The following is a 20,373-nucleotide window of genomic DNA, read 5'->3' as shown; positions in this document are numbered from 1 at the left end:
ATGGATAAAAAATCAATCATAGGCATTGCCGTCGTAGCGGTTCTTTTTCTGGGATTCGCCTATTTCAACAGCCAGCAGCAGAAAGAGTATCTGGAACAGAAAGCCGCATACGAGGCCTATGTCGATTCGGTGGCCGCAGCCGCGCGTGCGGCGGCTCCCGTGGCCGATTCGCTGACGTCGGGTAACGGCGTGCAGGCCGAAGTGGCGGCCGCAGAGGCTGCGGCAGCGGTACGCGAGCGTCAGGTGGAGACGCTGGGCGAGTCGCTGACGGCGGCCCGCGAGGCGGAGGCCGAAGAATTCATCGTGGAGAACGACGTGATGGCGGTGCTCTTCTCCACCCGCGGCGGCCAGATCAAGGGCGTCACGCTGAAGGATTACACCCAATACGGTCCGCGCGGAAAACGCGACCGGAAAATCGAGATGATGGACCCCGCCACGGCGCGTTTCGGGCTTTCATTCTATCTGAAGAACGGGCTGAAGAACGTGCCGGTCAACACGCTGGATTACGTGTTCACGGCCCAGCCCGTAGTGGGGGAGGCGGACGGAGCCAAGAGCGTCGTGATGCGCCTTCCGGTGGCGGAGGGGGCCTATCTGGAGTACCGTTACCTTATATATGATACGGAGGCTCCCGAGCGCGACTACCTCGTCGACTTCGACGTGCGGCTGGTGAATATGGCTCCGGAGATGGCCAACCAGACGCAGATTCAGATCGACTGGGCGAACACCACCTTCCAGAATGAGAAGGGTTTCCAGAACGAGAACATGTACACCACGCTCTCGTACCGTTTCCCCGACGAGACCTCGATCGAGGAGCTGGGCATGAGCGAAGGCGCAAAGTCGAAGAACATCTCGACGCAGGTCAACTGGGTGGCTTTCAAGCAGCAGTTCTTCTCGTCGGTGTTCATCGCCCCGGACAACGTGTCCTACGCCAACCTCGCCTTCGACACGGCGGCTCCCGAGTCGTCGCTGCTCAAGACCTTCACGGCGCAGATGGGCGTGCCCTATACGCCGCAGACCGAAGGGTATGATTTCGCATTCTATTTCGGCCCCAACAAGTACTCGATCCTCAAGAAGATCGGGGAGCCGGGCGGTGCGGATATTTATCTGGAGCGTCTCGTGCCGCTGGGCTGGGGCATCTTCGGATGGGTCAACCGCTGGTGTGTGATTCCGGTCTTCGACTTCCTGCGCAACTACATCGGCAGTTTCGGCATCATCATCTTCATCCTGGTGCTTCTGGTGAAGCTGGTGATCTCGCCGCTGACCTACAAGAGTTACGTTTCGATGGCCAAGATGCGTCTGGTCAAACCCCAGATCGACGAACTGGCGAAGAAGTATCCCAAGCCGGAGGACGCCATGAAAAAGCAGCAGGCGACGATGGAGCTTTATAAAAAGGCGGGCATCAACCCCATGGGCGGCTGTATTCCGATGCTGATTCAGATGCCGATCCTGATCGCCATGTTCCGCTTCTTCCCCGCGTCGATCGAGCTGCGCGAGCAGCCCTTCCTGTGGGCCGACGACCTCTCGTCGTACGACAGCATCGTGAACCTGCCGTTCTCGATTCCCTTCTACGGCGATCACGTTTCGCTGTTCGCCCTGCTGATGGCGGTGTCGCTGTTCGGATACTCCTGGTTCAACTACCAGCAGACGGCGTCGTCGCAGCCCCAGATGGCCGGCATGAAGTTTATGATGGTCTACATGATGCCGATTATGATGCTCTTCTGGTTCAACAGCTATTCGAGCGGCCTTTGCTACTACTACCTGCTGTCGAATATCTTCACCATCGGGCAGACGCTCGTCATCCGGCGCATGGTCGACGACAACAAGATCCACGCGATCATGCAGGCGAACGCCGCGAAGAAGTCGAAAGGCAAGAAATCGAAATTCCAGCAGCGCTACGAGGAGCTGATGCGTCAGCAGGAGGCCCAGCAGCGCGCGAAGAGAAAATAGGCGGAACTCCGCTTTGAACACGGGCCGGAGCGGATTCCACATCGGGAACGCTCCGGCCCCGTTTTTGCCGGAGGCCGCATAAAACGATACCGTTATGAAACGAATTTTGATGCTGGCGTCGCTGCTGGCGGCCGGAATGCCGCTCGGGGCGCAGAATTTGGGGTCGGAGTACCGGCTGAAACGCGTGATTCCCGTCGAGGGACGGCAGGGTGTCGCCGCCGATTCGAATTTTTACTATGTGTCGGGCAGCACGGCGCTCTATAAATACGACAAGCAGGGGCGGCTGGCGGCCAAAAACGAGCGGCCGTTCGAGGGGCTGCCGCTGGCTGCCAACCACATCGGCGACATCGACGTGTGGGACGGGGAGATTTACGCCGGGATCGAAACCTTCGACGACGGCCGCGGGGAGAATATCCAGGTGGCGGTCTACGACGCCAACACGTTGAAATGGAAACGCTCGATCGACTGGGAACCCTCGTCGGGGCAGGTCGAGGTGTGCGGGCTGGCGGTGGACCGCGACGGCGACATGGTCTGGATGGCCGACTGGGTCGACGGACGCTACGTCTACGGCTACAACCGGAAAACGGGGCGGTATGTCCGCAAGGTCCACCTGCGTCCCGTGCCCCAGTGGCAGCAGGGGATTTTCATGGTCGGCGGACGCATGCTGATCTCTGCGGACGACGGGGACGCCGACCTCGATGAACCGGACAACCTCTACGTTGCGGATCTGCGCGACGGAAAATCGTATGCCACGGTGCTTCCGTTCCGCTCGATGGACGATTTCCGCCGTCCGGGCGAAATCGAGGGGCTGGCCGTCGATCCTGCGACGGACGATCTGCTGGTGCTGGCCAACCGCGGGGCGCGGATCGTGCTGGGCATGCCGCGGGGCTTCTATCCGGGCTACGACGGCGAGGTGCACGAAGTCTACGTCTTCGAGAAGGTGAAATAAAGAAAGGTCCCGGATGTCCGGGACCTTTCTCTTATGGGAAGCGGCGGCTATTTGCCGAATCCGTTCGAAACGAATGTCAGCGCGTCGGGCAGCACCGTCTGCCAGTAGCGCCAGGTGTGGCCGCCGTCGCGCATGCGGTATTGCAGGGGAATGCCGCGCTCGCGCATGAGCGTGTAGAAATCGACGTTGCATTTCCAGAGGAAATCGTCGTCGCCGCAGTCGACCCACCAGCGGACCGAGCGCACGCCGTCGAGCTGTTCGGCGGTCATTCCGCGCAGCAGGGCCACGGGCGAGTTGTCGGCGACGGATTGCTGGAAGGCGTTGTCGTAGCTGCGGCGGCCGGGGAACATGTCCAGCAGGCCGCTCATCGAACAGGCCGAGCCGAACAGTTCGGGGTGGTGCAGGGCGTAGACCGCCGTGCCGCCGCCGCCCATCGACAGCCCCGCAACGGCGCGGTGCGCCTTGTCGGAGGCGATGCGGTAGCGTTTTTCGACGGCGGGCATGAACTCTTCGAAGAAGAACCGTTCGTAGTCCCAGCCCGGAACGTCGAAATAGCCCATGTGTTTGCCCGTGCGTTTCGGGCCTTCGCCCGAGGCGTCGGGCATGACGACGATCATCGGTCGGGCCATGCCTGCGGCGATGGCTTCGTCGGCGATGCGGCGCAGGTCGCCTTTCTGTGTCCAGTCGGTGTGGCAGCCGCTGGCGCCGTGCAGCAGGTAGAGCACGGGGTAGGACTCCTGCGAGCGGTCGTAGCCGTCGGGCAGGTAGACCGTGCAGCTCTTTTCGGCCCCGAGGACCTCGCTCGGGAAGGTGTAGACTTCGGTGCGGCTCTGCGCTCCGGCCGTCAGGGCCGCGGTGAGCGCAAGCAGGGCGGTGGTCAGCAGTTTTTTCATGGCTTATTCTACATAAAGCACCAGTCCCTTGAGGTATTCGCCTTCGGGATGGTAGATGTTGATTGGGTGGTCGGCGGGCTGGGTCAGCTGGTGCAGGATGCGCACCTTGCGGCCTGCGATGGCGGCGGCGGAAAAGACCGTCGTGCGGAACAGCTCTTTCGTGACGGCCTGCGAGCAGGAGAACGTGAAGAGGATGCCCCCGGGGCGGATCTGCGACAAGGCCCGGGCGTTGAGCCGCTTGTAGCCCTGCATGGCGTTGCCCAGCACCTTGTGGTGCTTGGCGAAGGCCGGCGGGTCGAGGATGATCAGGTCGTATTTGTCGCCGATGTCCTTCAGGTAGTCCACCGCGTCGGCGGCGACCTCCGAGTGGGCCGCATTGTCGCCGAAGTTGAGCTGCATGTTCTCCGTGGCCAGCGCCACGGCGCGTTCGGAAGAGTCCACCGAGCAGACTTCCCCGGCGCCGCCCGAGAGGGCGTAGACCGAGAACCCGCCCGTGTAGCAGAAGGTGTTGAGCACGGTGCGGCCCTTGGCGTAGCGTTTGACCAGCTGGCGGTTTTCGCGCTGGTCGAGGAAGAAGCCCGTTTTCTGCCCCTTTTCCCAGTTGACGCAGAACCGCTCGCCGTTTTCCAGAACGATGTGCGACGCATGGTCCGAGGTTCCCCACAGGTAGCCGTCGACGGCTCCGAGGGCGGCCTTGAAGGGGAGCGTCTGCGACGATTTGTCGTAGATGGCCGTGAGGCGTGCGCCGTAGACCGTGCGCAGCGCCTCGGCGATCTGCATCCGCGCGTGGTACATGCCCGCCGAGTGGCACTGGATGACGGCGACCGGGCCGTAGATGTCGACGACGAGGCCCGGCAGCGAGTCGCCCTCGCCGTGGACCAGGCGATAACAGGTCGTCGCGGGGTTGTCCGTGAGGTCGAGCGTGCGGCGCACGTCGTAGGCGACGGCGATCCGGAGGTTCCACCACGCCTGGTCGATCTCCTCGCGCTCGAACGTGAGCACGCGCACGGCGATCGACCCCACCTGGTAGTGGCCCAAGGCCATGAATTCGCCCTGTCGGGTGTAGACCTCGACGAGCGCCCCTTCGGCGAAATCGGACTCCTCCTCGGCTTTGATGTGATCGATGGCGCCCGAGAAAATCCACGGGTGGCGGCGCAGAAGCGATTCCTCCTTGCCTTTGCGCAGGTAAATTTGCGGTATCATTTGCGGATCGGTTTTTTCGGTGTGCGGAGCAGCTGTTCGTAAATGCGGGTGCAGACCCATGCGTCGGTCGCGGCATAGAGCTGCTGTTTGTCCGTGAGGGTCGCGGCTTCCCAGTTGCTCAGCCGCTGGGCTTTCGAGACGCGCCGGCCCAGCACGATGGCCGAGAGCTTGCGCAGGCTCTTCTCCCCGATGCCCCACTCGGGGGCGATGCCCTGCAAGTCGACGAAGCCCCCGTCGCGGAAGTGGCGGATCTGGCGCAGCGAGCGCAGGTCGCCCGCCACGTCGGCGCCGATTTTGAGAATCCGCCTGTCTTCGAGCAGTTGCAGGATGGGCTTGGCCAGCGGAATCTTGTTGAGCCGGAACAGGTAGCAGACTGTCGGCGTGGAGAGTTGCAGCAGCGATACGCGGAACGTGACGCCCGGGCGGAACGAGGGGCGCGTCTCGGTGTCGAAGCCGATGACGGGCTGCTCGGCGAGCGTTTTGCAGGCCGCGGCGATGTCGCGTTCGTGTTCGACGATGCGGATCTCCCCCCGGAACTCTACGGCCGGGAGCAGGGCGGTCTGCTCGTTGCTGATTTTATCAATGAAGTTGTTAACTGTGGTCATGCGGTGAAAATTCCCACAAATTTATGCATTTATTTTCAGAAAAGCGGCTCTTCGGCGCGCTATTTTGCCTTGTCCGGGCCGTCGGGACCGCTGAAAAGCGCGATGCGTCCGTCTGCGAAGGTCCGGACCGCCCCTTCCCCGAGCAGTTCGCGCACCGCTTCGGCCAGCCGTTCGGGCGGGCAGGCCAGTTCGGCGGCGAGCCGGTGCGGGTCGGCCGGGGACCGGGCGAGGCACGCCAGGAGTTTTTCGCGCAGGGCGCTTTCGGAGCCGGGCGCATCGCCTGCCGCTCCGGGGTGAGCGGTTCCGGGAGCGGTTCCGGCCTCCCGGGCGGCGGCTTTCGCGGCCCGTTTGCGGGCCAGGCAGATGTCGCAGACCCCGCACGGCGCGGGGTTTTCCTCGCCGAAATACCGCTCCAGCACGGCGCTGCGGCACTCCTGCTCGTTGGCGGCGTAGGCGATCATCTGTTCGAAGCGTTCGCGCATCAGCTCCTGCCGCCGCTTGTAGGTCTCGGGGGCTATGTAGAGGTCGGCGCGCGGAAGGCGTTCCTCGTTCATAAAGAGGATGGGCGAGCGGTTCGAGGGGATGTAGCGGATCACGCGCAGCTGCCAGAGCCGTTTGAGCAGCTCCTTGACCCGCTGGACGGTGTAGCCGCTCCAGGTGGCCAGTTCGCCCTCGTCGATGGGGCGGAACTCGGTGAAGACGCCGTTGTAGAGCCGCAGCAGGGTGCGGATGAAGTGGTCGAGTTCGTCGCGCTGCACGCGGAGTTTGTACAGCTCGTCGCGGCTGACGCAGAACATCACCCGCGCGGGGTTCTCCTGTGCGTCGGTGAGGGTCATGTAGCCGTTCTGCTGGAGCAGTTTCAGGGCGCTCGTGACGGTCCCCGAATAGAGGCGCTCGCGGGCGCAGAAGTCGTGTATGTTGAACAGGAACGACGCTTCGCCGCCGTCGCCGATGCCGATTTGCAGGTAGGAACAGATCCGTTCGTAGATCTCCTTGATCTTCTCCAGCGGAGGGAACTCCTGCTCGAAACGCCGCGCGATGCGGTCGCTGTCGTCCGAGGCCACGAGCAGCAGGGCATAGGCACGCTGTGAGTCGCGGCCCGCGCGGCCGGCCTCCTGGTAGTAGCTTTCGAGCGAGTCGCACATCGCATAGTGGACCACGAACCGCACGTCCGCTTTGTCGATGCCCATGCCGAAGGCGTTGGTGGCCACCATCACGCGCGTCTTGCCCGAGAGCCACTCCTCCTGCCGCAGCGACCGCTCGGCGTGTCCCAGTCCGCCGTGGTAGGCGGCGGCCGTCGTGCCCTCCTGACGCAGGAGGTCGGCGATCTGCTCGGTGCCCTCCCGCGTGCGGACGTAGACGATGCCCGTGCCGGGGACGTTGCGGACCAGCCGCAGCAGCTGTCCGTTCTTGTCGTCGGTGCGGCGGACGCTGTACGAGAGGTTGGGACGCGCGAAACTGCTGCGCAGAATGTGCGGTTCGGGGAATTTCAGGTGGCGCATGATGTCGTCTGCCACTGTTTTCGTGGCCGAGGCGGTGAGCGCCAGCACGGGGACGCCGGGGAGTTTTTCGCGCAGCTCGGCGATGCGCAGGTACGAGGGCCGGAAGTCGTAGCCCCACTGCGAGATGCAGTGGGCCTCGTCGACGGCGATCAGCTGTACGTTCATGCGCACGACGCGCAGGCGGAACGCCTCGGTCGCCAGCCGCTCGGGGGCCACGTAAAGGAATTTCACGTCGCCGTAGGCGCAGTTGTCCAGCGCGATGTCGATCTGCCGCGGCGAAAGGCCCGAATGGATCGCAACGGCCGGGACGGCCCGCGCCCGGAGCCGGTCGACCTGGTCCTTCATCAGGGCGATGAGCGGCGTGACGACGATGCACAGCCCCTCGCGGGCGAGGGTCGGAACCTGATACGTGAGCGATTTCCCGCCGCCCGTGGGCATCAGCGCCAGCGTGTCGCGGCCCTCCAGGACGGAGCGGATGATCTCCAGCTGCACGGGACGGAACTCCGTGAAGCCCCAGTAGCGTTTCAGCGTGTCGTATATCCTGTCCGGTGCGGGTTTCATAACACAAAGGTATAAAAAAAGAAGGGACGGGGCAAAAGCCGTTTGCAAGCCGTTTTGTAAAAAAATTAGGCGGTTTGGAGATTTTTTTATACTTTTGCGAAGATCAGAACGTTCGACAGATGAAGATACGCGAAGAATTCAAAGTCCGGGAGATGGCCGGCGAGCACGTGATCGTGATGCCGGGGCGCGGAGGCGCCGCCGATATGACACGCATCGTGTCGCTCAATCCTTCGTCGATGTATCTGTGGGAGAAGCTGCGGGGACGCGAGTTTACGGCTGCGGATGCCGCGCTGCTGCTCACCGAACGTTACGAGGTCGACGCCGACACGGCCCGGAAGGATGCCGGGCGGTGGATCGCGAGCCTCGCCGAATGCGGAATCGTGGAAGAGTAGATGAAATTGAAAAGGTCCATATCGCTGCTGCTGCTCGCCGTCTATCTTTTTGCGACGGCGGGGACGGCTTTGGCGTCGCTGACGTGCAAATGCGTGGCAATGAAGGCCCGCACGGAGCATGCGTGCTGCTGCCATTGCCTCCATGTGGCGGACCTTCCGGCCGCGGCCGGCGGTGAGATGCGCGCACCCTGCTGCGGCAACCACCATTCGACCGAAATCGAACTCTACGTTTCCTCGTCTTTCGACAACAACGAGCGGTATACCCGCTGCATCGTCCTCGACCTGCCGCCTGCGCTCGCCGCAGAGTGCCCGTGTCCCGCGCATGTTCCCTTTCTGCGCGAGAAGGTCGCCGAGAGGCGAACGCCTTTCGTCCGGGAAGCCTCGACACTCTCCGTTGGCTTCCGCGCTCCTCCCGTATTGGTTTAAGACTCCTTCGGGACCGGTGTCGTGTACGCCGGTCCGTAATCAGTTTTAACCAATAACGGAATTTCCATGAAATTTTTCAAAATCACTGTATTTTCATTTTTCGCCCTCGCCGCGTGCGGTTCGCTCCGTGCGCAGGATTTGCAGGGCGTGGTCCGCGATGCCGAGAATCAACCGCTTGTCGGCGCCTCGGTCTACTGGGCCGGTACGACCATCGGAGCCAGCACCGACGCCCAGGGTGCGTTCCTCCTTCACCGCGTAAAGGGCTACGACAAGCTCGTGGCCTCGTATCTGGGCTTCGTCAACGACACGCTGGACGTGAAAAACGGCGTCGACAAGGTCGCGTTCGCGCTCCGTTCGGAGGGCGTGGCGCTGGAAGGCGTCGTCGTCGAGGGCAATTTAAGCGGCAACTTCGTCAAGCGCGACGGCATCGTCAAGGGCGAGATGATCTCCTTTGCGGGTCTTTGCAAGATGGCCTGCTGCAACCTGGCCGAGTCGTTCGAGAATTCGGCTTCGGTGACCGTCGGTTACAGCGACGCCATTTCCGGCGCCCGGCAGATCAAGATGCTGGGGCTGGCCGGAACCTATACGCAGATTCTCGACGAGAACCGCCCGATCATGCGCGGCCTGAGCGCTCCCTACGGATTGAGTTACACGCCCGGCATGTGGCTCAACTCGATCCAGGTGTCGAAGGGCGTGGCTTCGGTCACGGCGGGTCACGAGGCCATCACGGGGCAGATCAACCTCGAACACCGCAAGCCGACGGACGACGAGCGGCTGTTCGTGAACCTCTACCTCGACGACGAACTGCGCCCCGAGGCCAATGTTTCGACGGCCTTTCCCGTGACGAAGGACAAGAAACTGTCGAGCGTCATTCTGCTTCACGGTTCGATGGACACCGACGCCCGGAAGATGGACCACAACCACGACGGCTTCCGCGACCTGCCGAAATCCGACCAGATCAACGTGGCCAACAAGTGGCTTTATGCCGCCGACAACGGCACGCAGGTGCGCTGGGGCTGGAAGTTCGTGCAGGAGAATCGTCTGGGCGGCATGCTCGACTACAAGAACACCCGGACCATGCGCGAGGCGATGGAGAAGGACTGGGACTGGCGGGCCGGCGACAAGAAGATGCCGCTCTACGGTTCGCACATCCGCAACCGCAACGCCAACGGCTATTTTAAAGTCGGTATGCCGGTCGGTCCGGCGGTCTACGACCCCGACGAACAGGACGAGATGCGCTCGAACCTGGCGTTCGTCGCCGACTTCGACCACTTCAGCGAAGACGTCTATTTCGGGCTGAACGACTACACGGGCAACCAGAATTCGCTGGCGCTGAATCTGATGTACAACCACTATTTCACCTACCGTTCGTCGCTGATCGTCGGCGTGCAGGGGCATTTGGACTACTACCGCGAGAAGCTCCTCAATCCCACGCCGTGGATCGCCGCCAACAGCGTCCGCAACTACGATTTCGACCGCAACGAGCGCGAGGCCGGAGCCTATGCCGAGTATACCTACGCCATCAAGGACAAGTTCTCGATCGTGGCCGGACTTCGCGGCGACTACAATCACTATTACGACCGCTTTTTCCTCACGCCCCGCGGCCACCTGAAATGGAACATCACCCCCTCGACGACGCTCCGCGCCTCGGGCGGTCTGGGTTACCGTTCGACGAACGTCATCACCGACAATATCGGCGTCCTGGCCACGGGCCGGGCGATCACGTTCCTCGACAATGAATCGGGGAAGTTCGATTTCCGGAAATTCGACCGTATGGAGAAGGCCCTGACCGTCGGCGGAAGCCTTACGCAGACTTTCGGACTGGTGAACCCCGGCGATGCGACGCTGAGCTTCGACTATTTCCGCACGCAGTTCTACAACTCGGTCGTGGCCGATCAGGAGATGTATGCCGACCGGATCGTTTTCTACGACACCGACGGACGTTCGTACACCGACACCTACCAGATCGACTTCTCGTGGTCGCCGGTCGAGCGGCTCGACATCTTCGCCACGTTCCGCTACACGGACAGCGAAATGACGATCAGGCGCGCCGACGGCGGTACGGCCCGCGTGGAGCGTCCGCTGGTGAGCCAGTACAAGACGCTGCTCAACATTCAGTATGCCACGAAGTTCCGCCGCTGGGTGTTCGACGCCACGGCGCAGCTCAACGGTCCGGCACGCATCCCGACGCAGACGGGCGACCTCGACGACAGCTACTATTCGCCCCGTTATCCGATGTTCTTCGCGCAGGTGAGCCGCAAGGTGGGCAAGTTCGACATTTACGCCGGGTGCGAGAATATCGCCGACTACCGCCAGAAGGACCCGATTCTCAATGCGCAGGACCCCTACGACTACAAGTTCAACTCGATGAACGTCTGGGGACCGCTCATGGGCCGCAAGTTCTATGTCGGTTTACGGTTTAATCTCTATTAGGACTGTTTTGAAGACCGGTATGGAACCGTGCAGACAATCCCTCCGAACCTCCCTTTGAAAGGGGAGGCCCGGAAACAGGACAATGAAATTTTCGAAACCTTAAAATAACAGCAAGATGAAAAAGATTCTGATGATTTGCCTGGCTCTGGTGATGGGCCTCGGCATGTGCGCTGCGGCCGGCAAACCGGCGCAGAAGAAAGAGGTGACGACGGTGTTCGTTACGGACATCGACTGCGAACACTGCGTGAAGAAGATTATGAACAACGTTCCGTCGCTCGGCAAGGGCATCAAGGACGTGAAGGTGGACCTGCCGAAGAAGGAGGTCACCGTGATTTACGACGCTTCGAAGAACAACGACGAGAACATCGTCAAGGGGTTCGCCACGATCAAGGTGAAGGCCGAACCCAAGAAAGCCCCTGCGAAGAAATAGCTTCGGCGGGTTTGTTATCGGAAACGGGGGAGCCTCTTCGGGAGGTTTCCCCGTTTTTCAGTTCCGGGAGGAGGCGATGCGGCGGCGGATCACGAGGTCGGCGAGCAGCAGTGCGAGAAAGACCAGCGCGATGCAGACACACATTGCAACCAGCCATTTGTCCTCTTCCGACAGCGTGAGGTGCGGCAGCGTGAAGTGCGGCAGTTCGGGGCGGGGAAGGGCGAAGTCGGTGATTCGCAGCCTGAAGTCCGGCCACAGCGTCGTCACGCAGGCGGCGATCAGCGCCGCGAAGCAGCCGGCGCCCCCGGCCGTCAGCAGCCACGTTTCGCGTCGTTCGCGCCGCAGGGTCTCACGCCGCATCCGTTCCATCAGCCGCGGGGTGAAGCCTGCGGGCAGTTCCGGGGGCGGAACTTGCCGGACCGCGCGGCGTATCGCATCACTCTGTTCCATTCATCTCGTCGTTTACCAGTACATATAGTTTTTTCCGGATTCGGTGGAGCCGCACCTTGACGTTGCCTTCCGAGAGTTCCGTGATCGCGGCGCACTCGCCGACGGAGCGGTCCTCGTAGTAAAACAGCGTTACCAGCGCCCGTTCCTCGGGATCGAGCCGTTCGACGGCGCGGTTCAGCGCGTCGAGACGCTCCTGCTTTTCGGCCCACTCCTCCAGCCGGTCGGCCTCGCTGTCGGGCAGGGCCGCCAGCCGCCGTTCGTCGATGCCGCAATGCTTCGGACGCGTGCGCCGCGCGTGCGACACGGCCGTGTTGTAGGCGATGCGGTAGAGCCACGTCGAGAAACTGCTCCGCCCGCCGAACCGGTCCAGACTGGAGAAGGCCTTCAGAAAAATGTCCTGCGTCAGCTCTTCGGCGTCCTCCGTGCATCCGGCGATCCGTGCGGCCAGCGTGTAAACCGCCCTTCCGTAGCGATCGACCAGGCGGGCGCAGAGACGGGTCTCTCCGCCCGCGATTCGTCGGATCAGTTCCTGTTCTTCCGTTTGCATGGTTATTCCGTTAGACGCGCCGCGGCGGAAAAGGTTACACGTGAGCCGTGTTTTTCCGTCGTCTGTAACCTTTTTGCACATTCGGCGTCTAACAGGGCAGAGATCGCAAAAAAAGAATCGGAAACCTTTTAATTTTACAGATTATGAATTTTATCATGGTCCCGCTGGTGACGGGAATCGTCACGCTGGGAATTTACAAGTTCTTCGAACTGCTTATCTGCCGCCGCGAGCGGCGCGAGATTATCGGGAAACTCGAACCCGGTTCGCTGATCGATTACCTGAAACTGGTGCCGATGGGGCTGCGGACGGGCGCCACGATACGGACTGCGTCCGAAACTGCTCCGGGTATCCCGGCCGGGGCGTTGAAAGTCGGCTGCTTGCTGCTGGGGCTGGGCGCCGGGCTGCTTTTCGGCTTTATGCTGACCCGGATAACCGAAATCCAGTCCTATGACACGCGCAGCGCCGTTTATGGCGGTTCGGTGCTCGTTTTCGGAGGCCTGGGACTGATCGTCTCGTTCATCGTAGAGCGCGCCCTCTCCCGCAGAAGGTAGGGCGGGAGGACCGCTGTGAAAAGAGCGTCCCGCCGGGACGCTCTTTGTTTTGCAGTGGCGTACCCGCTATTCCATCGGCCGGATGCGGACCTCCGTCACGCCCTCCAGCTCGCGGGCCAGACGGTCGATGTCGGTCTTTTCGTCCACCTCGCCGTAGTGGTAGGGGTAGAAGATCGCCGGTTTCAGTGCCTTCACCGCTTCGACGGCCTGGTCGACGGTCATCGTGTAGGGCTGGTTCACGGGCAGAAAGGCGATGTCGATCTTTCGGAGCGCCTGCAGTTCGGGGGTGGGTTCCGTGTCGCCCGCGATGTAGATGCGCGTGCCGCCGATGGTCAGCACATAGCCGCAGTCCTCGCGCTCCCGGGGGTGGAATTGCAGATGGCCCGGCGTGGTGTTATAGGCCGCGACGGCCTCGACCTTCACATAGTCGCGCGGCGTGGCGACGCTGCCCGGACGCATCGTGTAGCAGTTCATTTCGAAAGCTTCGGCCGAGGTCCGGTCGCAGAGGATTTCGGTGTCGGCGGCGAGCAGCTTCTCGACGGCCGCCACGTCGAGGTGGTCGTAGTGCGAGTGGGTGATCAGCACGATGTCGGCCTTCGGCAATGCGCCGTAGTCGGCGTTGGCGCTCACGGGATCGATGTAGATGTATTTGCCGCCCACGGAGATCGCGAGCGAGGCGTGCTTGAAAAAGGTGATCGTGAATTCGGTCCCGTCGCGGGCGGAGAGCCGGTCGGCGGGATATTCGGGGGGGGTTGCGCGGCCGCAGCCGAAAATGGAGAGCAGTGACATAAGAATGAATACGGTTGGTTTGTGTGTTTTCATAATCGTTCGATCGCGAAATCTGCGATCAGCGTGTGGCGCTCCGGCAGTCCGGCAAAAAGGGGTGTCGTCAGTCGGAGCATCATGGAATAAAGATACAAATTTGCGGCGAAACGGCAAAATAGATTTCGCATACGCGAAAAAAAAATCTATCTTTGCGGCAGCACAGCTCCGATGCACGCCCGAACCGGAGCTGGAAACCCCGACGCGGCGCGCCAAAGGTTCGCTGCCGGGTTTCTGCAGGCCGGCATACCGGACGGAAATCGGATAAAGGGAAATTTTTTACGGCATCCGCGCAGTATATTGCCGCCGGGTGCGTTTATATGAATAAATTAACCAAACATACCGTATGAATAAACTTATTGCAACAATCGCGCTGGCGGCTCTCGCATTCACGAGCTGTATCAAGGAAAACGATACCTGGAAGGAGATGCTTCCCGTTCAGCCCGGAATGTACATCTATCAGCTGGCGACGGATCAGGATAAACTCGCCATGCGGCCGGCCAATGCGGCCTTGCGCCTGGCGATGCTGCTGGCCGAAGCGGATAAGCAGGGCGAGGATGTCCTGTCCGCAGACCTGAAGGAGATCGTGGTCAAAAAGGGCGACGCCTCGATCAAGGTCTGGGAAACCCTTTTCGGCGCGCATACGAAACTCGAACGGCAGGGTGAAGACTATCTGATCACTTACAGCGACGAAGCCCAGCTGCCCGACCGTTTCTTCATGGCGGGTTCCGTGCTGGTGAAAACCAACGGGACGAAGGTGCTGAACCAATCCTCCTATTCTGCGCCCTGGACCGTCGAGATGCAGGATCTCAAGGTGTTCGCTTACACGAATACCGGTCTGCGGTCGGCGTTCAATTTCGATGGCGGGGAGACTACGCTCTATTTCGACGGCGCCGATTCCTATATAATTGGAGCCTCGTCGTTCCGTATCCATCTCGATAATGTGGATGCGTCCTCCAACTGGACCGGCCGCTATACGCTGCGTGCCGAGGATTCGAGCCTGGCCTATTCGCTCTGCTCGGGCAAGGATTTCAAGGTCGAAGGCGGCGCTTCGGGTCCGACCCTCTATTCGTCCGACATGACGCAGGCGGTGGGGATGGGCTATGAACTGACCAATGGCGTTTACCGCGGCATGCAGATCATCAGCGGAACGCAGGAGTGCCGTTTCCTCTCCCCTCTGGAGTATGATACGACCAAGTACCCCGCATCGTCGGTGACCTACGAATGGTCGTACGACAGTTCGACCAATACGGTTTTCCAGAAGATTCGCTACAACGGATACGTTTATCCGAAGGATTGATAAAAGGGCTTATTCAGACTTGCTTGCGAGGCGCGAATGGATGTTGTTCCATGCGCGCCTCATTTTTTTTGCAAGTGCCGGGCGGGCGGATCAGGGGTTGCGGTCGAGCCGCATGACGGAGGGGATGAAGAATCCCGCCGCGCCCACCGCGACGATGATCGTTCCGGCGACGACGAAGGTCGTGGTGAGTCCCACGTTCTCGGCCAGGAATCCCGTGCCCAGCAGTCCGAGGGCCGCCGGCAGCAGCCCGAAACTGCGGTAGAGCGACATGACGCGTCCCAGCATGCCCGCTTCGATCCGGGTCTGGACCACGGAGACGAACGAGGCGTTGAACACGCTGCTGGAGATGCCCGCCGCCGCCGTGAAGAGGGCGAACCAGAGGAATCCCGCAGGCGACAGAAGCCCCGACAGCGCGAACGAGAGTCCCACGACGAGATACATCAGGTTGACCAGCACGATGCGGCTGACCCGGTAGGTGCGCGCGCCCATGACGGCGCCTCCGACGAGCGCCCCGCCGCCCCAGACGATCTCGATCAGGCTCATTTCGAAAGCGCCTCCGCCGAAGTGCTGGAGCGTCATCAGCGGGAACATCACCCCGACGGGCATGATGAAGAACCATACGACGATGGCCAGCGTGAAAAACCATCCCATGCCCGGAATGGCGTGCATGGCCGAGAAACCTTCGCGGAACTCCCGCCACAGGTCGGGTTTGCGCGTCGTGTCGCGCGCCGGGTTGGGAATCCGGACGCACAGCAGCGAGATGCAGGCGATGGCGGCTCCCGCCACGTCCAGCAGCAGGATGTTGCCGATCGAGGTGAGATTGATCAGCAGCGCTCCGAGGGCCGGACCCGCGATGCTCGACAGCGAGGCGATGATCTGGTTGACTCCGGCGATGCGCGTGAGCTGCGATGCGGGGGCCAGCAGCGGGACCGACGCCTGCATGGCGGGTATGTGGAAGGCAGAGCCGGCCGAGCGGCAGGCCAGCAGGATGTAGATGTGCCACATCCGGGCTGCGCCGAGCCAGAAGAGCGCCGTCAGCGCCAGCGTGCAGAGGGCGATGAAACTGTCGGCGAGGATCATCGTGCGCTTGCGGTCCCAGCGGTCGACGTAAACCCCGACGAGCGGCCCCAGCAGCGACTGGGGCAGCATCCCGGCGATGGCTGCGAGGGCCAGCACCTCGGCCGAGCCTGTTTCGAGGCTCATCCAGAAGATGATCGAGTAGGCCACGACCTCGCTGCTGAGGATCGAGGCCAGCTGCCCGCTCCAGATGACGGCGAATGTTTTTTTCCAACTTTCCACGATGTGTTCTGTCTTTTTAGAATCCGAGTTTAGGGAGGATGAAACCCATGCGGGCTTTGTCGCTCCATAGCCGGAACTGCCGCCCGTCGGTGTGAAGTTTGAGTGCGCCGGTGCCGAGGTCCCTATTGTCGCTTTCCGTGCCGCTGAATGCGTGCAGCCGGCTCGAGGCCGTCGTCAGGAGCAAGGTCAGATGTTTCATGCGGTTGTATTTTAGGTTGGAGGTGCTTCCTGGAAAAATTCCGGAGAAAAAAAGGCGGATACCAAGGTATCCGCCGCGCTAAAACCCTTCTCGCGAAGGGCTATTTAACTGCTTTAACTATTGCCTCGAATGCCTTCGGCTCGTTCATTGCCAGGTCGGCCATCACCTTGCGGTTGAGGACGATTCCCTTGGCGTTGAGTTTGCCGATAAATTGTGAATAGGTCATTCCCTGGGCGCGGACGGCGGCGTTGATACGCGTGATCCACAGCGAACGGAATGTCCGCTTCTTGAGGGCGCGGTGTGCATAGGCATAGCACAGACCCTTCTCGACCGTATTTTTCGCAACGGTCCAAACGTTTCCCCTTGAACCAAAGTTACCTTTGGCAAGTTTCAAAACTTTCTTTCGACGTGCGCGTGACGCGACAGCGTTTACTGAACGTGGCATATTGTAAAGTTTTTGGAGGACTGCCAGCGATACGGTTCTCCCGCATTCTTTGGGGCTGGTTCGTCCCGATTAATAAAATGCTGCGGGTTAATTACTTAACGAGCAGGTTCTTGATTTTGGCCTCGTCGGCCGCAGAAACGGTTCCCGAATAGCAGAGGTTGCGCTTCTGTTTCGTCGTCTTTTTGGTCAGGATGTGACTGTGATAAGCGTGTTTTTCCTGTGCCGGTGAAGGTAAAACGCTTCTTCGCAGCGGCATTGGTTTTCATTTTCGGCATTGTCGTAAATAGTTAATTAGTTAAACATAGCCTGCAAAAGTACGAAATTTTTCCCACAGTGCAACCTTCCCGCCGAAAATTCTTCGCAATCCGGGATTTTTTCTTATATTTGGTGTCGTAACGACGCTTTCGGGAGGTCGGGAGGCTTTGCCGGGTCTTGCGGCGGCCCGGTTTTTCCCGTACTTTTGGATGGACCCGGAACGCGCCGGCGGTCGTGTTTTGCGGAGCCGGATGCGGCGGCCGGGGACCTCTCCCGGAGGAATGCCGGAATTTTATGTATGATTTTTGCGGGGCGAAGCCCGGAGTGCTTATGGAGATGGAATGGAATTTTATCGTGCGGTTGTGTGTGGCGGGCCTTTGCGGAACGATCATCGGCCTCGACCGGGAATACCGGGTTAAGGATGCGGGTTTCCGCACTCATTTCCTGGTGGCGCTGGGCAGCGCGCTGATTATGATTGTCTCGCAATACGGATTCGAGGATTTTCTGGCGACCCACGACGGGCTGCGTCTCGACCCCAGCCGCATCGCGGCGCAGGTGGTCAGCGGCATCGGTTTCATCGGGGCCGGCACGATCATCATTCACCGGCAGCTGGTGCGGGGGCTGACCACCGCGGCGAGCCTCTGGGCCACGGCGGGCATCGGCCTGGCGGCGGGAGCGCATATGTATATCGTAGCCGGAGCGGCCACCGCGCTGACGCTGTTCGGACTGGAGGTGCTGACGCTGGTTTTCGGCGGACTGGGGCGGCGCCGGACGATGATCGTCTTCTCGGCCTCGAAGAAGGAGTTCGTCGACGCGATGTTCGAGCGCCTCGAAAGCAAGGACTATTCGGTGATCTCCTACGAAGTCGAGACCCAGCGCACTTCCGACGGAGTGGTGCACCGCGCCACGATCGTCATCCGGGCCAAGGGGCAGGCCAGCGAGGAGGGGTATATCGACCTGCTGCGCGCAAATCCGGACATCACTGTCGAAAAGATCGTCTGACGCTGTTTTTCGCCGTCACGGTCTCCGCTTTCGTTTTTCTTCGTCGCTTTACATGAAGGTGCAGGCGTTTTCGCTTTCCGGCGGAATTGTCCGGGAGTCTTTTTTATTGTCTGATGAACCAGCCGGATGGCATTCGATTTGCAGATTGGCCGCCTGTATCTGAAAAAGATGTAAATATCTGATATGTATGCATATGTTTGATTTGCAAAAAATAATTTTAATATTTAATTTTGCAGTGTTTTTGTATGCGATACGCTGAAAGTTGAATGTTATTTGACTGAAAATATTTTTCACTTATATTTATTGTTTGAATAATTATTTGCTTATGAGAACCTTACAGAAAAGAGGGGGGGGGGAATATCAGGTCCCCGAAATTGAGATTGTCGATGTAAAGGTCGAGGCGGGATTTGCCGTGTCGACCGAGACCGGAGAGTCTGCTTCCGGAGGATGGGGTATGACGGATAATTCCGGAGACGGCGAGTGGGAATAACATTGTCTAATTCCAAATTTACGGTAAAATTATGAAAAAACTTTGGATGATTGCAGGTTCGGCATTGGTGATGTCCGCCTGCTCGGATAATGTCGCTGAAATGAATCCCGCTCCGGCCGGAAATAACAATTTCGTCACGCTTGCCGAGATCTCGGCAAGCCTGCCTGCGACGCGCGCGTATCTCGAAGACGTTGAGTTCGGTGCGGGTAAAGAGGTTAAAACGTTTTGGTCTTCGGGCGATTGTATTACCGTCTGGAGCGAGCAGGAGCCGGAGAGGCTGCTGCTGTACCGTCTGAAATCCGGAGCGGATACTCCGAATGCGGTTTTCGAAGTTGTGGGTAACGAAGAGGGTGTCCACGGTACTCAATTCTATGCTTTGTACAACGGTTCTTCGAGCGCCTCGAAGCAGATTACGCTGAACTCGGTGCAGAATAACAATATAAACCGGCCTTCGAACAATATCGCCGAGGGTGCGGCTCCGATGGCTGCTTATGCGGCGGTGGAGGACGGCAGCCTTTCGAATGTCAGGTTCGCCTTTAAGAACCTGTGCGGTATTATGGCCGTTACGCTGACTACCGATGCTGATGCTGCGTTGGGTTCGATTACGCTCAATTCGACGGCGAATCTTACCGGTAGCGGTGAAGTGAGGTTCGTCAACGGTGAGCCGTCGTTCCGTATCGGGGCGAATGCCGGTAAGTCGATTTCGCGCGAACTCGGTAACTATAAAGTGAAGGGAGGGGAGCCTAACACGTTCTATTTTGTCGTTCCTGCCCAATCTTATGGCTATCTGGCGCTGGATGTCATGTCTTCAACGAATCCCAAACCTGTTTGGTCCAGAACGCGTACCATTGCCGACGGCCTTTCTGTTGATGCCGGAAGCATAACGCGAATTGCAAACGTTACGGTCAGAACCGTTGCTCCGCATGTTTATAAAGTGGGCGACATCTATCCTAACGGCGCTGTCGGCGGTGATGTTAAAGGCATCGTCTTTGAGGCCGCACAGGACGGGCAATCCGGTAAGATTGCTGCGCTGAAGGACTGCTCGGTGAATGGTACGGAGGTGTCCGACGAGATCGGTACGTATTATTGGTATAGTTGGGGCCCCTCTGCTGCTGCGCTGAATTCGATTTCGGACGGTAAGGCGAATACGGAGGCCGTTCGGGGAAATTCTGCCGATTATCCTGCTTTTGCCGCAGCGCTGGCTTTGGGCGACGGTTGGTATCTGCCTGCAAGAGACGAGTTGTCAACTCTTTTCGATATGCAAGGCGAACTTATCAATAAGGGCGGCTATCAGGAGATGCTGGGTATTGCCTATTGGAGTTCCACGCTGACGGGTAGTGCGCGAGCCAAGAAAATCAATTATTACGACGCTGTGGAGGCGGCTATGGCGACTGTTTCGCTCTCCAGCCAGTCTACTGTCGAGGGTTCGGTCCGTGCAATCGCACAATTCGAGATAAAATAAACATACGCTCTGTATAATTAGAAGCCCGGCCTCGCAGGAACGGGATTAAAAAGCTGTAATGATTCGATTTATCGGGTCGTTACAACTTTCATATAGGAGAATAGGTAACGAGAAGGTAACGGTTTATTTTCAGCTTTTTGTGCTCAAATACCGCATTTCAAATAACTAATTGCAAGATACGAAAAAAATACGGATTTGACAAATTTGCTA

At 59.8% G+C, this 20,373-nt stretch carries 20 protein-coding genes and 1 pseudogene; 10 read left to right on the top strand and 11 right to left on the bottom strand.

Annotated elements, in window-relative coordinates; all coding sequences use genetic code 11:
• Both yidC and BHV64_RS07230 read left to right on the top strand, forming a co-directional pair.
• The gene (yidC, locus tag BHV64_RS07235) at positions 1-1,947 is read left to right on the top strand and encodes a membrane protein insertase YidC (protein ID WP_217727737.1); all 1,947 of its coding nucleotides are present in this window, start codon (positions 1-3) and stop codon (positions 1,945-1,947) included.
• A gap of 94 nt (positions 1,948-2,041) precedes the next feature.
• Positions 2,042-2,896: a YncE family protein gene (locus BHV64_RS07230; RefSeq protein ID WP_217727738.1), complete on the top strand. Its 855-nt coding sequence runs from the start codon at positions 2,042-2,044 to the stop codon at positions 2,894-2,896.
• A gap of 47 nt (positions 2,897-2,943) precedes the next feature.
• Here the strand turns inward: BHV64_RS07230 and BHV64_RS07225 are convergent, their stop codons facing one another.
• From BHV64_RS07225 to BHV64_RS07210, 4 genes are read right to left on the bottom strand one after another with little or no spacing between them, the layout of a single operon-like run.
• Positions 2,944-3,789 (bottom strand): alpha/beta hydrolase, encoded by an 846-nt coding sequence (locus BHV64_RS07225; protein WP_217727739.1) that lies wholly within the window; start codon positions 3,787-3,789, stop codon positions 2,944-2,946.
• Positions 3,790-3,792: 3 nt separating this feature from the next.
• Positions 3,793-4,992 (bottom strand): class I SAM-dependent rRNA methyltransferase, encoded by a 1,200-nt coding sequence (locus BHV64_RS07220; RefSeq protein ID WP_015546768.1) that lies wholly within the window; start codon positions 4,990-4,992, stop codon positions 3,793-3,795.
• On the bottom strand, positions 4,989-5,597 hold the full coding sequence (locus BHV64_RS07215) for a 3'-5' exonuclease (protein ID WP_015546769.1): 609 nt from the start codon (positions 5,595-5,597) through the stop codon (positions 4,989-4,991). Before BHV64_RS07215 ends, BHV64_RS07220 begins: the two co-directional genes overlap by 4 nt.
• A gap of 59 nt (positions 5,598-5,656) precedes the next feature.
• Positions 5,657-7,660 (bottom strand): RecQ family ATP-dependent DNA helicase, encoded by a 2,004-nt coding sequence (locus BHV64_RS07210; protein ID WP_288115689.1) that lies wholly within the window; start codon positions 7,658-7,660, stop codon positions 5,657-5,659.
• Positions 7,661-7,779: 119 nt separating this feature from the next.
• On the opposite strand from BHV64_RS07210, the gene BHV64_RS07205 reads away from it, so the two are divergent.
• From BHV64_RS07205 to BHV64_RS07190, 4 genes are all read left to right on the top strand, one after another.
• Positions 7,780-8,052: a PqqD family protein gene (locus tag BHV64_RS07205; protein WP_015546770.1), complete on the top strand. Its 273-nt coding sequence runs from the start codon at positions 7,780-7,782 to the stop codon at positions 8,050-8,052.
• A complete protein-coding gene (locus BHV64_RS07200; protein ID WP_147620298.1) occupies positions 8,053-8,478 on the top strand; it encodes a hypothetical protein in 426 nt (141 codons plus the stop codon).
• Positions 8,479-8,544: 66 nt separating this feature from the next.
• Positions 8,545-10,911, top strand: coding sequence for a TonB-dependent receptor (locus tag BHV64_RS07195; RefSeq protein ID WP_288115688.1), 2,367 nt, complete (start codon positions 8,545-8,547; stop codon positions 10,909-10,911).
• Positions 10,912-11,026: 115 nt separating this feature from the next.
• A complete protein-coding gene (locus BHV64_RS07190; RefSeq protein ID WP_022061180.1) occupies positions 11,027-11,341 on the top strand; it encodes a heavy-metal-associated domain-containing protein in 315 nt (104 codons plus the stop codon).
• A 57-nt stretch (positions 11,342-11,398) separates the two neighbouring features.
• Here BHV64_RS07190 and BHV64_RS07185 read toward each other — a convergent pair whose 3' ends face one another.
• Both BHV64_RS07185 and BHV64_RS07180 read right to left on the bottom strand, forming a co-directional pair.
• Positions 11,399-11,791, bottom strand: coding sequence for a hypothetical protein (locus tag BHV64_RS07185; RefSeq protein ID WP_149887034.1), 393 nt, complete (start codon positions 11,789-11,791; stop codon positions 11,399-11,401).
• Entirely contained in the window at positions 11,778-12,338 is a 561-nt protein-coding gene (locus BHV64_RS07180) for an RNA polymerase sigma factor (RefSeq protein WP_168949934.1), read from the bottom strand. Before BHV64_RS07180 ends, BHV64_RS07185 begins: the two co-directional genes overlap by 14 nt.
• Before the next feature lie 143 nt (positions 12,339-12,481).
• Here BHV64_RS07180 and BHV64_RS07175 point away from each other — a divergent pair, with 143 nt between their 5' ends.
• Positions 12,482-12,889: a DUF6249 domain-containing protein gene (locus BHV64_RS07175; protein ID WP_276744302.1), complete on the top strand. Its 408-nt coding sequence runs from the start codon at positions 12,482-12,484 to the stop codon at positions 12,887-12,889.
• 66 nt (positions 12,890-12,955) lie between these two features.
• Here the strand turns inward: BHV64_RS07175 and BHV64_RS07170 are convergent, their stop codons facing one another.
• Positions 12,956-13,678, bottom strand: a complete 723-nt coding sequence (locus BHV64_RS07170; protein ID WP_288115687.1) for an MBL fold metallo-hydrolase — start codon at positions 13,676-13,678, stop codon at positions 12,956-12,958.
• A gap of 379 nt (positions 13,679-14,057) precedes the next feature.
• Between BHV64_RS07170 and BHV64_RS07165 the strand changes: the two genes are divergently transcribed.
• On the top strand, positions 14,058-15,011 hold the full coding sequence (locus tag BHV64_RS07165; RefSeq protein WP_015546778.1) for a hypothetical protein: 954 nt from the start codon (positions 14,058-14,060) through the stop codon (positions 15,009-15,011).
• A 90-nt stretch (positions 15,012-15,101) separates the two neighbouring features.
• On the opposite strand, the gene BHV64_RS07160 is transcribed toward BHV64_RS07165, so the two are convergent.
• From BHV64_RS07160 to rpmI, 4 genes and pseudogenes are all read right to left on the bottom strand, one after another.
• Complete coding sequence (locus BHV64_RS07160) at positions 15,102-16,310, bottom strand: MFS transporter (RefSeq protein ID WP_022061186.1); 1,209 nt, start codon at positions 16,308-16,310, stop codon at positions 15,102-15,104.
• A 16-nt stretch (positions 16,311-16,326) separates the two neighbouring features.
• Positions 16,327-16,509 (bottom strand): hypothetical protein, encoded by a 183-nt coding sequence (locus BHV64_RS07155; RefSeq protein ID WP_015546779.1) that lies wholly within the window; start codon positions 16,507-16,509, stop codon positions 16,327-16,329.
• Positions 16,510-16,609: 100 nt separating this feature from the next.
• A complete protein-coding gene (rplT, locus tag BHV64_RS07150; RefSeq protein WP_010265672.1) occupies positions 16,610-16,954 on the bottom strand; it encodes a 50S ribosomal protein L20 in 345 nt (114 codons plus the stop codon).
• 91 nt (positions 16,955-17,045) lie between these two features.
• A pseudogene (gene rpmI / locus BHV64_RS07145) lies at positions 17,046-17,229 on the bottom strand (50S ribosomal protein L35).
• Between the two features lie 310 nt (positions 17,230-17,539).
• Between rpmI and BHV64_RS07140 the strand changes: the two are divergent.
• Positions 17,540-18,211 (top strand): MgtC/SapB family protein, encoded by a 672-nt coding sequence (locus BHV64_RS07140; RefSeq protein WP_147620291.1) that lies wholly within the window; start codon positions 17,540-17,542, stop codon positions 18,209-18,211.
• A 521-nt stretch (positions 18,212-18,732) separates the two neighbouring features.
• Positions 18,733-20,163 carry a DUF1566 domain-containing protein gene (locus tag BHV64_RS07135; RefSeq protein ID WP_217727745.1) on the top strand — a complete coding sequence of 477 codons (1,431 nt, stop codon included), beginning with the start codon at positions 18,733-18,735 and terminating at the stop codon, positions 20,161-20,163.
• Positions 20,164-20,373: the final 210 nt, after the last annotated feature.

It is taken from the genome of Alistipes sp. 56_sp_Nov_56_25 (assembly GCF_001915285.1).
Lineage (GTDB): Bacteria > Bacteroidota > Bacteroidia > Bacteroidales > Rikenellaceae > Alistipes > Alistipes shahii.
This window is presented reverse-complemented; position numbering and strand designations above follow the sequence as displayed.